This is a genomic window from Streptomyces odontomachi (assembly GCF_024435355.1).
GTDB lineage: Bacteria > Actinomycetota > Actinomycetes > Streptomycetales > Streptomycetaceae > Streptomyces > Streptomyces odontomachi.
In genome coordinates, this window is record NZ_JAMJWG010000012.1 from 99,751 (window position 1) to 113,105 (window position 13,355).

The 13,355-nt window shown below is 70.8% G+C and carries 10 protein-coding genes and 2 tRNA genes; 7 read left to right on the forward strand and 5 right to left on the reverse strand.

Annotation, left to right across the window (positions count from 1 at the left end):
• Positions 1-44: 44 nt before the first annotated feature.
• The 4 genes from NQO67_RS23940 to NQO67_RS23955 all read left to right on the forward strand — a co-directional run bounded on the left by NQO67_RS23940 (position 45) and on the right by NQO67_RS23955 (position 4,059).
• The gene (locus tag NQO67_RS23940; protein ID WP_255952263.1) at positions 45-947 is read left to right on the forward strand and encodes an SOS response-associated peptidase; all 903 of its coding nucleotides are present in this window, start codon (positions 45-47) and stop codon (positions 945-947) included.
• Between the two features lie 190 nt (positions 948-1,137).
• Complete coding sequence (aroA, locus tag NQO67_RS23945) at positions 1,138-2,511, forward strand: 3-phosphoshikimate 1-carboxyvinyltransferase (protein ID WP_255952264.1); 1,374 nt, start codon at positions 1,138-1,140, stop codon at positions 2,509-2,511.
• A 16-nt stretch (positions 2,512-2,527) separates the two neighbouring features.
• Positions 2,528-3,553, forward strand: a complete 1,026-nt coding sequence (gene rsgA / locus NQO67_RS23950) for a ribosome small subunit-dependent GTPase A (protein ID WP_255952265.1) — start codon at positions 2,528-2,530, stop codon at positions 3,551-3,553.
• Positions 3,554-3,735: 182 nt separating this feature from the next.
• Entirely contained in the window at positions 3,736-4,059 is a 324-nt protein-coding gene (locus NQO67_RS23955) for a DMT family transporter (RefSeq protein ID WP_255952266.1), read from the forward strand.
• 43 nt (positions 4,060-4,102) lie between these two features.
• Here NQO67_RS23955 and NQO67_RS23960 read toward each other — a convergent pair whose 3' ends face one another.
• Positions 4,103-4,723: a TetR/AcrR family transcriptional regulator gene (locus NQO67_RS23960; protein WP_255952435.1), complete on the reverse strand. Its 621-nt coding sequence runs from the start codon at positions 4,721-4,723 to the stop codon at positions 4,103-4,105.
• Positions 4,724-4,919: 196 nt separating this feature from the next.
• Here NQO67_RS23960 and hisN point away from each other — a divergent pair, with 196 nt between their 5' ends.
• Positions 4,920-5,738, forward strand: coding sequence for a histidinol-phosphatase (gene hisN, locus NQO67_RS23965; RefSeq protein WP_255952267.1), 819 nt, complete (start codon positions 4,920-4,922; stop codon positions 5,736-5,738).
• A 516-nt stretch (positions 5,739-6,254) separates the two neighbouring features.
• Positions 6,255-6,695, forward strand: a complete 441-nt coding sequence (locus NQO67_RS23970) for a Fur family transcriptional regulator (RefSeq protein WP_255952268.1) — start codon at positions 6,255-6,257, stop codon at positions 6,693-6,695.
• A gap of 116 nt (positions 6,696-6,811) precedes the next feature.
• Here NQO67_RS23970 and NQO67_RS23975 read toward each other — a convergent pair.
• From NQO67_RS23975 to NQO67_RS23990, 4 genes are all read right to left on the reverse strand, one after another.
• A tRNA-Met gene (locus NQO67_RS23975) sits at positions 6,812-6,885 on the reverse strand.
• A gap of 189 nt (positions 6,886-7,074) precedes the next feature.
• The gene (locus NQO67_RS23980; protein ID WP_255952269.1) at positions 7,075-8,955 is read right to left on the reverse strand and encodes a tetratricopeptide repeat protein; all 1,881 of its coding nucleotides are present in this window, start codon (positions 8,953-8,955) and stop codon (positions 7,075-7,077) included.
• 296 nt (positions 8,956-9,251) lie between these two features.
• Positions 9,252-9,325: transfer RNA gene (locus NQO67_RS23985), tRNA-Met, on the reverse strand.
• 41 nt (positions 9,326-9,366) lie between these two features.
• A complete protein-coding gene (locus NQO67_RS23990; RefSeq protein ID WP_255952436.1) occupies positions 9,367-12,279 on the reverse strand; it encodes a UPF0182 family membrane protein in 2,913 nt (970 codons plus the stop codon).
• 314 nt (positions 12,280-12,593) lie between these two features.
• On the opposite strand from NQO67_RS23990, the gene NQO67_RS23995 reads away from it, so the two are divergent.
• Positions 12,594-13,148, forward strand: coding sequence for a PPA1309 family protein (locus tag NQO67_RS23995; RefSeq protein WP_255952270.1), 555 nt, complete (start codon positions 12,594-12,596; stop codon positions 13,146-13,148).
• Positions 13,149-13,355 lie beyond the last annotated feature (207 nt).

The window sequence follows — 13,355 nt, forward strand, 5'->3', positions numbered from 1 at the left end:
GTGGCGGGGGCCCTGGAGGCCCCGGTCGTGGCAGGGTGGCATGCATGTGCGGACGGTATGCAGCGAGTCGTAGCCCAGAGGATCTCGCAGGAATCTTTGAGATCGAGGTGGGGGTCCCCCCTGCTGGAACGCAGTCGAGCGCTTGGGGGAGGGATCCCCAGGAGACGTTCACTCCGGACTGGAACGTTGCCCCCACCAAGCAGGTCTACGCGGTCCTGTCCCGCCCACCCGTCGCCCGCCACCACCCTCAACAGAGGCCCTCCGGGCCGCCCCACTCTGAGGACGCCGCTGAGCCCGCCCCGGTTCGCCAGCTGCGCCGGTTGAAGTGGGGGCTCGTGCCGTCCTGGGCGAAGACCCCGGAGGGCGGCGCGCGGATGATCAACGCCCGTGCCGAGACGGTGCACGAGAAGCCGTCGTACCGCCGCGCCTTCGCCGCCCGGCGCTGCATCCTGCCCGCCGACGGCTACTACGAGTGGGTCACCGGGACGGCCGAGCGCGATCTGGAGGTCGAGGGCAAGAAGAAGCGGCCGCGCAAGCAGCCGTACTTCGTGACCCCGGCCGACGGATCGGTCTTCGCGATGGCGGGCCTGTACGAGTTCTGGCGGGACCGCACCCTGCCGGACGAGCATCCGAACGCCTGGTGGGTGACCTGCTCCGTGATCACCACGGAGGCCGAGACCACGCCGCTCGCGGTGGCGCCCGCTGACGGTCCCGGCTCGCTGTCCGACATCCACCCCCGGATGCCGCTGATGCTCACCCCGGACCGCTGGGACGCCTGGCTCGACCCGTCCCACACCACCCCCGACGAGCTGCTGCCCCTCCTGGCCCCGCCGCCCCCGGGCCTCATGCGGGCGTATCCGGTGTCGACCGCGGTCAGCAATGTGCGCAACAACGGGCCCGAGCTGCTCAAGGAGCTGGCGGCACCGGAGGAAAGCACCCTGTTCTGATCACGCTGTACCGATCACGACCGGATCACGAACTCCTGGGCAGCCCAGCAGCCGGGTCCGCTGCACCGTGCGACGCGGTCGTCGAGCCAGCCGCACGGCCCGTGACGCTCCTGTCATGCCTGGGTTTCCTGCGGATTTCGGCGCATTTGAACAAGATTGGCGATCGGCGGCAGCCACTAAAGTGAGAGTCATGACCGCTACCCCAGCGCTTCCCGCCCTCTGGCCCGCCCCGCACGCGGGCGACGCCGTCGACGCGACGGTTCACGTGCCCGGATCCAAGTCGGTCACCAACCGTGCCCTGATCCTGGCCGCGCTCGCCGCCGAACCGGGCTGGGTGCGCCGTCCGCTGCGTTCCCGCGACACCCTGCTGATGGCGTCCGGGCTGCGTGCGCTGGGGGTCGGCATCGAGGAGACGGTGTCGTCGGCGTCCATGATGGCGTCGATCTCGTCGCTCGCCCCGCAGGCCACCGCGGAGGCCGCCGCCGGCGCGTCCGGTGAGGCCTGGCGCATCATCCCGTCCGGCCTGCACGGCCCGGCCACCGTCGACGTCGGCAACGCGGGCACGGTCATGCGCTTCCTGCCCCCGGTCGCCACGTTGGTGAACGGCCCGGTGCGGTTCGACGGCGACCCGCGTTCCTACGAGCGGCCGCTGGGCGGCGTCATCCAGGGGCTGCGCGCGCTGGGCGCCCGGATCGACGACGATCGCGGCGCGCTTCCGATGACGGTGCACGGTGGCGGGGCACTGGTCGGCGGTCCGGTCGAGATCGACGCCTCGTCCTCCTCGCAGTTCGTCTCCGCACTGCTGCTGTCGGCACCGCGCTTCAACCACGGCGTGGAGGTCCGGCACATCGGCGCCGCCCTGCCGTCCCTGCCGCACATCCGGATGACCGTCGACATGCTGCGCCGCGCGGGCGCACAGGTGGACAGCCCCGAGTCGGGCGGCGAGCCGAACGTCTGGCGGGTCACCCCCGGAGCGCTGCTCGGCACCGACCTGACCGTGGAGCCCGACCTGTCGAACGCGCAGCCGTTCCTGGCCGCCGCCCTGGTCACCGCGGGGCGCGTGGTGATCCCCGACTGGCCGGCACGCACCACCCAGCCCGGCGACCGGCTGCGGGACATCTTCACCGCCATGGGCGGTTCCTGCGAGCTGACCGATCAGGGCCTGGTCTTCACCGGCTCGGGCCGTATCCACGGCATCGACGTCGACCTGAGCGAGGTCGGCGAGCTCACCCCCGGCATCGCCGCGGTGGCCGCGCTGGCCGACTCCCCCTCCACACTGCGCGGCGTGGCCCATCTGCGGCTGCACGAGACCGACCGGCTCGCCGCCCTCACCAAGGAGATCAACGAGCTCGGCGGCGATGTGAACGAGACCGCCGACGGCTTGGAGATCCGCCCCCGTCCGCTGCGGGGCGGCACCTTCCGGACGTACGACGACCACCGCATGGCCACCGCCGCCGCGATCATCGGCCTGGCCGTGCCCGGCATCCAGGTCGAGAACGTGGCGACGACGGAGAAGACCCTGCCCGACTTCCCCGCACTGTGGACCGGGATGCTCGGGATGTGACGGGCGGATCCGGATCATGCGCCGCTATGGCAAGCACACCGACGAGGACGACATCCGCATCCGCCCCGGCCGCCGGGGCACCCGGCCGCGCACCAGCATCAGGCCCAAGCACGAGGACGCCGCCGAAGGCATGGTGCTCACCGTCGACCGGGGCCGCCTGACCTGCCTTGTCGAGGACCGGATCGTGATGGCCATGAAGGCCCGTGAGCTGGGCCGCAAGGCCGCCGTGGTAGGCGACCGGGTCGCCCTCGTGGGCGATCTGTCCGGCGCCAAGGACACCCTGGCGCGCGTCGTGCGGATCGGCCGGCGGGACTCCGTGCTGCGCCGCACCGCCGACGACGACGATCCTTTCGAACGGGTCGTCGTCGCCAACGCCGACCAGCTCGCCATCGTCACCGCACTCGCCGACCCCGAGCCGCGTCCGCGGCTGATCGACCGGTGCCTGGTCGCCGCCTACGACGGCGGCCTCGACCCGCTGCTGGTGCTCACCAAGTCCGACCTCGCCCCGCCCGACAAGCTGCTGCCCACCTACGAGGCGCTGGGCGTGCCGTATGTCGTGACCTCACGCGAGGAGTTGGAGACCGGCGACGCGGCCGACCAGGTGCGCGCCCTGCTGGACGACAAGATCACCGCGTTCGTCGGTCACTCCGGCGTGGGCAAGACCACGCTCGTCAACTCGCTGGTGCCGAAGGAGCGCCGGCGCACCACGGGTGTGGTCAATGCGGTGACCGGGCGCGGCCGGCACACCACCACGTCCGCGCTCGCCCTCCCGTTGGCCGAACCGGGGGAGGACGGCCCGCGCGGCTGGGTGATCGACACGCCCGGGGTGCGTTCGTTCGGGCTCGCGCATGTCGACCCGTCCCGCGTGATCCACGCCTTCCCCGACCTGGTGCCCGGCACGGCGGAGTGCCCGCGTGCGTGCAGCCACGACGAGCCCGACTGCGCCCTGGACGACTGGGTGGCGGAGGGCCACGCCGAGCCGGCCCGGCTGTATTCGCTGCGCCGGCTGCTCGCCACCCGCGAGCGGCGCGAAGGCGACTGACCGACCGCCTGTCCGGCCCCGCCGCGGGCAGCCGTGGCGGGCCGCGAGGTTTGCGCTGGTGCCCGGAAGGTAAGGGCATAATCGCACCGAGCGGGAACGTGCGATCGAGCCCGGACCTCGCGCGCGACGGCGGGCCGGTCGGGAGGCAGCGGCCACGGCAGGCGGAAGTCGGGAGGCAGGACATGGCGTGGCTGCTGGTGATCGTGGCCGGGCTGCTGGAGACCGGCTTCGCGGTCTGCCTGAAGCTGTCGCACGGCTTCACCCGGCTGTGGCCGACGGTCGCCTTCTGCGCCTTCGCGCTCGGCAGCTTCGGCCTGCTGACGCTCTCCCTGAAGCGCCTCGACGTCGGCCCCGCGTACGCGGTGTGGACCGGCATCGGCGCGGCCGGCACCGCGATCTACGGCATGGTGTTCCTCGACGACCTGGTGTCCGTGCTCAAGGTCGTGTCCATCACGCTGGTGATCATAGGAGTGATCGGCCTGCAACTCTCCGGCTCGGCCCGCTGAGCACGCGCGGGGCGCCGGCCCTGCGGCGCTGCCGACGTATCGCTCAAGGGACGGTCCGCCGCGGCAGCCGGGGTAGGGCCGTCCTCACGAGGTGCGCCGCGCCCTCCGGGCCGGGCGGGACCAGCAGGCAGGACAGCGCGAGACGCAGCGTCAGCTCACACAGGCGGGCCTGCTCCACCGTCTCGGTCCGGGCGGCCGTGGGCCCGCAGAGTGCGTGCACCGCGCGGTCGCGCACCATCCCGAAGAGGTCGCCGGGCGCCGGCAGCGGCCCGTCGGCACGGCGCTGGGCGGGCACCACAGAGGTGGACGGCACGGCGGAGAGCGTGGGGGTGGGCAGCCGACGGTTCCACAGGCCGGTGAGCACCGCGCGCACCAGGGCGTTCGAGGCGGCCGACGTGACCGTCCACTCGGCTAAGGCCGCCAGGCGTTCACGGGGTTCGGCGGGAACGGCGAGCGCACGGTCCACGCCGGCGAGATAGGCGTCGGTCTGCCGGCGCACCAGGGCGCGGGCGAGCCCTTCCTTGCTGCCGAACTCGTTGTACAACGTCTGCCGGGAGACTCCGGCCTTGGCGGCCACGTCCACCATGCGGACTCTGGACCACGGCATCCGCGTCAGCGCGGCCTCGGCCGCGTCCAGTAAGGACTCCCGCGCTCCAGGCATCATCGCCTCCCCGGCCTTGCGGCGAGCGGGCACCGCCGTACGGGCGCACGTGCCGACGGCGTTGCGGACCTGACGCCAGAGTTGACGCGGCCGTCCTGACTGTCAAGGCCTCCGACACGCGCCCTTGGCCGCAGATGCGACACCACTGCACGGCAGGGCGCGGTGGCTCCGGAGCAAGGGAGATCGCTACTGTTCGCTTATGCCCGACTATCACGATGATCTGCGCCTCTGCCATGTCCTCGCGGACGCCGCCGACGCGGCGACCATGGACCGCTTCCGGTCGCTCGACCTGAAAGTGGAGACGAAACCGGACATGACGCCGGTGACCGAGGCCGACAAGGCAGCGGAGGAGCTGATCAGGGGCAACCTGAAGCGGGCCCGCCCCCGGGACGCGATCCTCGGCGAGGAGTACGGCATCGAGGGCACGGGACCGCGCCGCTGGGTGATCGACCCGATCGACGGCACCAAGAACTACGTCCGTGGTGTGCCGGTCTGGGCGACCCTGATCGCGCTGATGGAGGCCGGCCCGAGCGAGGACGGCGGCGAAGGGGGCTTCCAGCCCCGGGTCGGCGTGGTGTCGGCCCCTGCCCTGGGGCGCCGCTGGTGGGCCGCGAAGGGGCACGGCGCGTACACGGGGCGCAGCCTGTCCTCCGCGAGCCGGCTGAAGGTGTCGGGTGTCTCCCGGCTGTCCGATGCCTCGTTCGCGTACTCCAGCCTCGGCGGCTGGGAGGAGGAGGGCCGGCTGGACGGCTTCCTGGACCTCACGCGCGCGGTCTGGCGCACCCGTGGCTACGGCGACTTCTGGCCGTACATGATGGTCGCCGAGGGCTCGGTCGACCTCTGCGCGGAGCCCGAGCTGTCCCTGTGGGACATGGCGGCTCCGGCGATCATCGTCACGGAATCCGGCGGACGCTTCACCGGCCTCGACGGCCGCCCCGGCCCGCACAGCGGCAACGCCGCCGCGTCGAACGGCCGACTCCACGACGAACTGCTCGGCTACCTCAACCAGCGCTACTGAAACCAGCGCCACTGATCAGCGGTACCGTCGCACCGCGGTAGCGCCACACCGCGGTGCCGCGGGCCGGGAGGGCCCTTGCGGGCGGCGGCGCGACGGCGCGCACACGCCACGGACGCGGGGCCCTCACACGCTGAGAGGGCCGGACCCTCGTAGGGGGCCCGGCCCTCATGGTTCGGCAAGCAGCGATCCGTCAGCCGCGGAGGGCCTGGACCGCGGCGACCAGCCGCTTGCCGAAGTCACCGTCCGCCAGGCGGAAGTTGTCGTTCCGCTCTCTGGCGACGCTCCATGCGGGAGACCGGGGACGGGGAGCCTGTGCGGATCTCGCTGCGCGGGGCGACTTCGCACGTGAGGAGCGGTGCCTTCGCCGTCACAACCGCCTCCTGCGTCATTCCCGCACGTCATGTCCCTGGGCGAAGCGCCGACCACGATCCTACGATAGACAATGTCTAAGTCAAGGGGACTTCCAGATTCACACCTATTCGGGAACTAGTCCTCCGCTACTGCTAGGCTGATGTTATGAGTGACCTGTTGGAGCGACTACGCGGACGCGGATGGCGGATGACCGCACAGCGCCGCGTCGTGGCCGAGGTCCTCGACGGGGACCATGTCCATCTGACAGCCGACGAGGTGCACGCTCGCGCCGTGGCCAAGCTCCCCGAGATCTCCCGCGCGACGGTGTACAACACGCTGGGCGAACTGGTCTCGCTCGGTGAGGTGCTCGAAGTCACCACGGACAGGCGGGCCAAGCGGTACGACCCGAACGCTCACCGTCCGCATCACCACCTGGTCTGCTCGGGCTGCGGGGCGATCCGCGACGTCCACCCGGGCGGCAACCCGCTCGCCGATCTTCCCACGTCGGAACGTTTCGGCTTCGCCGTATCGGATGTCGAGGTCACCTACCGGGGCATCTGCCCGGACTGCGCCGACCACTGGCCCGCAGAACTGACTCATCGCTGACGCGGCGCCCTGCCGTCGATGCCGGTTGGCCGGCCTTGGCACCTTGCGGAAGCGTGTTTTCCGGACACGTCTGAGGCCGGGCTCCGATCTCTCGGAACCCGGCCTCAGACCTTCAGTAGCGGGGACAGGATTTGAACCTGCGACCTCTGGGTTATGAGCCCAGCGAGCTACCGAGCTGCTCCACCCCGCGTCGTTGAGATCAACCCTACGCGACGCTTCAGACCAGCGCAAATCGATTCCCGCCCGGGCTCTGTCCCAGCCCAACAGGCCACCCCCGCAAGGCATCCCCCGGCGCAGAAGGGCGCCCTCGGCGCCGCGTACGGTCCAAGGGGGCGCGCTCTCGGCTCCGGCGCGCGTACAGCCGCCCTGGACGGCCTTCCTAGGCCGTCAGTTCCTGACGCAGCGCATCGCCCAGGCGCTGGGCGCGGGCCGTCACCTCGTCGGGGCCCAACTCCGCGGCGCGCGCACTCCAGCGCTGCGCCTCCGCCAACTCCCCGCGCCGCGCGAACAGCAGCGCAAGCCGGAGCGCGGCCCGACCGTGCCCGGCGTCCGCGGCGCGGCGCCACCACAGCGCCGCCTCGGGCTCGCTGCCCTCGCGGGCCAGCAACAGGCCCAGGTTGAAAGCGCCGTTGCTGCTGCCCGCCTCGGCGGCCCTGCGGTACCAGCCGGCCGCCTCGACCACGTCACCGCGCGCAGCGGCCAGCATGCCGACCCGGACCTGGGCGCGCCGGTGCCCCTGCTCGGCGGCCCGTTCGTACCACTCCTCGCACTCTGCCCGCTCCACCACGGGCTCGCCCAACTCGTGGGCGGCAGGGGGAGGGCGTCGGGAGTCGAGCAGGGCGGCCAGCCGGTACGCGCCCTCGGGGCTGCCGCCGCCGGCGGCGCACCGCAGGTGCCGCTCGGCGCCGGCCTCGTCCCCGTCCCGCAGCAGCGCGATGCCGACCTGGAGGGCGGCCTCGGTGTGGCCGGCCGCGGCGGCGCGCGCGTACCAGGCCAGGGCGCCCTGGTCGTCGTCCCGACCGGCGTGCAGGATGCCCAGGTTGAACGCGGCGTCGACGCTGCCCGCCTCGGCGGCCTTGGAGAACCACGGCTCCGCACCCGCCGCGTCGCCCCTCTGGAGGAGCAGCACGGCGAGCGCGTTGGCGGCCTCGCGGTGGCCGGCGTAGGCGGCGTGCCGGTACCACTGCTCGGCCTGCCGGGAGCGGCCTCGCCCGACGCTGAGCAGGGCGAGGTTGTACGCGCCGTTGATGTCGCCGGCGTCGAGCGCGGTGCGGTACCAGCGCTCGGCGGTCTCCGGCTCGCCGCGCTCGGCGTGCAGCGCACCGAGGGCGTTGGCGGCGTTGCCGTCGCCTTCCTCGGCGGCCTTGCGCCACCAGACGGCGGCGCTGTCCACGTCGCCCGCGTCACGCAGCAGGAAGCCGAGCGCGCACGCCGCGCGCGCCTCCCCGTCCTTGGCGGACGTCAGGTACCACCGTCCGGCCTCCTTGAGCGCTCCCCGCTTCTCCAGGATGCGCCCCAGGTGCAGGGCGGCGCGCCGGTGGCCACGCGCTGCGGCCTGCCGGTACCACTGCTCGGCCTCCTCGGCCGGGGAGAGCCGCGCGGCCCCGGATTCGTCCGGGGCCGCGGACGCGCCGTCACCCGAGGGTGGCGCGCCTTCGGCTGTGGCCCGTCCGGGCCGGGCGCCGGTGGCCTCGGGCTCGTTGAGCTCGGTCTGCTGGTCCAGGAGCCGGGCGAGCCGGTAGGCGGCCTCGCGGTGGCCGTGCTCGGCGGCGACACGCATCCAGTGCTCGGAGCCCGGCTCCCCGCGGTGCTCGAGGAGGTCGGCGAGCGCGTAGGCACCGAGGACGTGGCCCTGCTCGGCGGACTGGCGCAGCCAGTACTCGGCGGCCGGCTCGTCGCCGCGTTCGCGGTGGTGCCGGCCGAGGGCGTGCGCCGCGGCGGCCGAACCGGCGACGGCGGCGATGCGCCACCACCCGGCGGCCTCGTCCTGGCAGCCGCGCTGGTGCAGCAGCACCCCGAGGTTGTTGGCGGCGGCGCGGTCTCCGGCGGTGGTGGCGGCGCGCAACAGGGGCTCGGCTCCGTCGAGGTCGCCACGGCGCAGCAGTGTGGCGCCGAGGACACTCATGGCCTCGACGTCCCCGGCCTCGGCGGCGAGCCGCCGGCGGGCCTCTTCTGCGGCCACCCCGGGCTCGTCCCGGTCGACCGACTGCACAAAACGCCCTGTCTCCAACAGAGTTGCCTTATCCCCCATACTGTCCATCGTCGCACCACCTGCAACCTTGGTACACCTGGTATATCGCAGGCGGGCAGGTCACTTCAGCGTTTTGTCGACATGCCCACAGAGAGATAAGTCAAACGCGTGATTCTCAAGTCGTAGCCGTCGGACACATCACCCTCACGGGGTAGGCGCATGCTCACCCTGGTCGGACGGGACCCCTCCCAAGGCCGCGACACCGCGCAACACCGCTATCTGAACCGACACTTCACAAGCGGAGGCGGGCATTACACAAGACCAAGGCCCGGATCCTGAGTACGGATCCGGGCCTTGGTCTGCCGTAGCGGGGACAGGATTTGAACCTGCGACCTCTGGGTTATGAGCCCAGCGAGCTACCGAGCTGCTCCACCCCGCGTCGTTTCGAACAACCGTACCACGACGCGGGGTCACCCGAGGTCAACCGCTGCTGCCGCCTGTGTTCTTGCCGCCCTTGTCCGTGCTCCCGCCGGCCTTGCCGCCCTGCGTGGCCTTGTCGGCGTCCACGGCACGCTTCAGGGCGTCCTTGAGTCGCTCCTGGGCCTTGCCGTAGGCGTCCCAGTCGGTGGGCTTCTTGTTCAACGCCTCCTGGCTGTCGTCCATCGCCTTCTGCGCGTCGTCGAGAGCGTCCCGCACCGTCGGGTTCTCGGGTTGCTGATGCTGCCCGGGTTCCTCTGGTTGGGCGGGCCCGGTGCCGTCCACCCCGAAGGCCTGGTTGAGCGAGGCACTCAGGGTGTCGGCAAAGCCGGTTCTGTTGCCGTAGGAGACGGCGACCTTGCGCAACAGCGGAAACTCCGAATTACGGCCCTGGGCATAGATCGGCTCCACATAGAGGAAGCCGTCGTCGAGCGGCACCGTGAGCAGGTTTCCGTAAAGCACGGTGGAGTCGGCGCCCTTCATATCCCGGATGAAGTCCGCCACCGGGGTTACCGAGTTCAGCTTGTTCTGCACCTGTTCGGGGCCGTCGACACCGTCCTCGGTCACTCTGAGGAGCTTGATGGTGCCGTAGTCCTTGCTGGTGGCGTCCGCGTCGACGGCCATGAAGGCCCGTAGGTTGGGTCGGCCGCTCGGCGTGAAGGTGGAGGTCAGCGAGAACTGCCGGTTGTCCTGGCCCGGCATCTCCAGGGACAGGTAGTACGGCGGAACCGCGCTGTTGTCCCGCTTGGTCGGGTCGTTCGGGACCTGCCAGGCGTCACTGGCGTTGTAGAACTGCTGGGGCTGCGTGACGTGGTACAGGGCCAGCAGCTCCCGCTGCACCTTGAACATGTCCTGGGGGTAGCGCAGATGATCGCTGAGAGCCTTGGGAATGTCGCTCTTCGGCAGCACCGTGCCCGGGAACGCCTTCTTCCAGGTCTTCAGGACCGGGTCCTTCTCATCCCACGTGTACAGCTTGACCGTGCCGTCGTAGGCGTCGACGGTGGCCTTCACCGAGTTGCGGATGTAGTTGACCTGGTTCTGCTGGGCGACGACGGCACGCTGGGTGTCGCCCTCGTTCAGCGAGTCGGTGGTGGTGTCGCCGAGGGTGGTGCGTGAGGCGTACGGGTAGCCGTTGGACGTCGTGTAGGCGTCGACGATCCACTGGATGCGGCCGTTGACGACGGCCGGGTAGGCGTCGCCGTCGATCGTCAGCCAGGGGGCCACGGCTTCGACGCGCTCCTTGGGCGTGCGGTTGTAGAGGATCTTCGAACCCTCGCCGATGGCGCCCGAGTAGAAGATCTGCGGCTCGCTGAAGGCAACCGCGTAGGCGGCGCGGTTCAGCGGGTTCGACAGGTCGACGCCGCCCTTGCCGTGGTAACTGGTGGTCTTCTGGGTGCCGCCGTCCTGCTCGTAGTCCAGCTCCTTCTGCGGACCGCCGACGATCGAGTACTGGTGGGTCTTCTCGCCGTAGTAGATGCGCTGCTCGTAGGTGCCGAGGTCGCCGTTGGCCGGCAGGCTCGACTCGGTGAAGTCGGGCGCACCCTTGCGGTTCGCGTCCGTCTGGGTGCCCTTGGCGGCGATCATGCCGAAGCCGTGGGTGTAGGTGAAGTGATCGTTGATCCAGTTGCGCTTGTCGACTCCGGACAGGTTGAGCTCGCGCAGCCCGACGATGGTGTCCTGACCCTTGTAGCGGTCGACGTCCAACGTCTTCGGGAACTGGTAGTACTTACGCTCCTGCTCCAGCTGCTGGAAGGTGGGCGAGACGATGTTCGGGTCGTTCAGGCGGTAGCTGGCTGCGGAGTCCGCGTCCGTGCGCTGCTTCTCGGCGTCCTTGACGGCGCCCTTGCCCGAGTAGTCCGCGGGGTGGACCCCGTCGATGCCGTACGCCATGCGCGTGGCGTTGATGTTCTTCTGGATGTACGGCGCTTCCTTGGCCTGCTCGTTCGGCTGGACCTGGAACTTCTGGACGATGGCCGGGTACAGGCCGCCGATGAGGATGGCCGAGAGGACCATCAGGCCGAAGCCGAGCAGCGGCAGCTGCCAGGTGCGCCGCCACAGCGTGGCGAAGAACAGCAGCGCGCAGATCACGGCGATGCAGAAGAGGATCGTCTTCGCCGGGAGGTAGGCGTTGGCATCGACGTAGCGCAGGCCGGTCCAGTTGCTGGTCGCCTTGAAGTCGCTGGACTTGACCGCGAGCCCGTAGCGGTCGAGCCAGTAGGCGACGGCCTTGAGGGCCACGAAGAAGCCGAGCAGCACCGAGAGGTGTCCCGTGGCGGCCGCGGTGGCGCGCGCGCCTGGGCTGGTGACCCTCAGGCCCCCGTAGAGGTAGTGCGTCAGGGCGGCGGCGATCACGGACAGCACGGCGGCCGCGAAGCCGAACCCGAGCAGGAAGCGGTACCAGGGCAGGTCGAAGGCGTAAAAGGACACGTCGAGGTGGAACTGGGGGTCTTTCTGGCCGAACGGCACGCCGTTGACCCACAGCAGCCAGGTGCGCCACTGGCTGGTGGCCGACGCGCCCGCGACCAGGCCGACCAACGCCGTGATGCCCAGCAGGATCCACTTCTTGAAGGGCGCGATGCCCATGCGGTAACGGTCCAGGCTCTGCTGCTCCACCGACATGGCACTGAGCGGCGGGCGCAGCCGGTGCGCCAGCCACACGTTGATCCCGACCGCCGCCGCCATCAGCAGTCCGAAGACGAAGAACAAACCGATCTTGGTCCACAGCGTGGTGGTGAAGACGGACGAGTAGTGAACCGTCCGATACCAGAGCAGATCCGTCCAGAACCCGGCGAACATCGTGAACGCCATGGCCAGCACGGCCAGCACGCCCAGCGTCATGAGCAGGGTGCGGACGCGCCGGGACGGTCGGCCCACTCTGATCCGTGGCCCTGTCGGGCCTGAGCCGCGGTCCGGCATCTGGAAAGCCAAGGTGTGTACCTCGAAGTTCGGTGAGTAGCTGGGAGCAACTGGCGAGTAGCTGGCAGCAGCGGTGGGCGGTGGTGGCGGTCTGTGCGGCGGTTCACATCTCGCGGGTCACATCTCGCGCGGATCATGCGGCCTTTGGGATGGCGGCAGGGTGCGGCGACCTCCAAATGCAGCTAAGAGCCTGGTATTGTCCGGAATTGTCTGGTCGTGTGTCCGGGCCCTGCTTTCACAGCGCCCACTGATGCAACTTACTGAGGCTTTACGCAGTTCCCGTTCCGGCCCCTGAACCAGGCAGGATATTGACCATGTCCAACGATTCCGCCGTGACCCCTCCACCGGCCGCGCGCCCCCTGACCCGAGCCGTGCTGGAGATCGACGACTACGTCGGCGGGCTGGGCTGGGACCAGCCCGCCCGCCTGTTCGCCCTCGTCGACACCGCCCAGCTACGCACCCAGGAGCCGGAACTCGCCACCCGCCTCGGCCTCTCCGACGACGTCACCAGCGCTCTGACCCCCGTCGAGCAGGAGGAGATCCCGGCCACCACGCCGCTGGACGAGTTCCTCGGCACCATCGCCTGGCCCGAGGCGGTGAGCGGCTGCGCCCTGACCGTGGAGCGCCTGATGCTGCCACCGTCGGCGGAGGCCTCGGTACCGGAGGGCCTCGACGGCCCGCGCCTCGCCCAGTGGGTCGCCGAGCACCCGGAGCGCCAGGAGGTGCGCATGACGGTCGGAGTGCTCCGGGACGGGGCACGCGAGTCGGCGCTGCGGCTACGCGAGAAGGACACGCCCACGGAGGTCCTCACGGGCCCAGGCTTGGTACCGGGCCTGGCGGACGCACTGGCGGCCACGTTCGCTGACTAGCGCGGCCTGGCGGCCGGCGGCCAGCGGGCGGCGAGCCGGGAGGTCGGCAGGCGCTCGGAGCGCAATGAGGCGCTTCGGATTGCAGTGGGGCGCCCCTCGTCGCAGGGGGCGCCCCGGGTGTGTGCGGGGTGGCGCAAGGCATCCCGGCGTTCCGGCAAGGCATCCCGGCGTTCCGAGCGTCCGGCATCGGGTGTCGGGCGTCGGGTT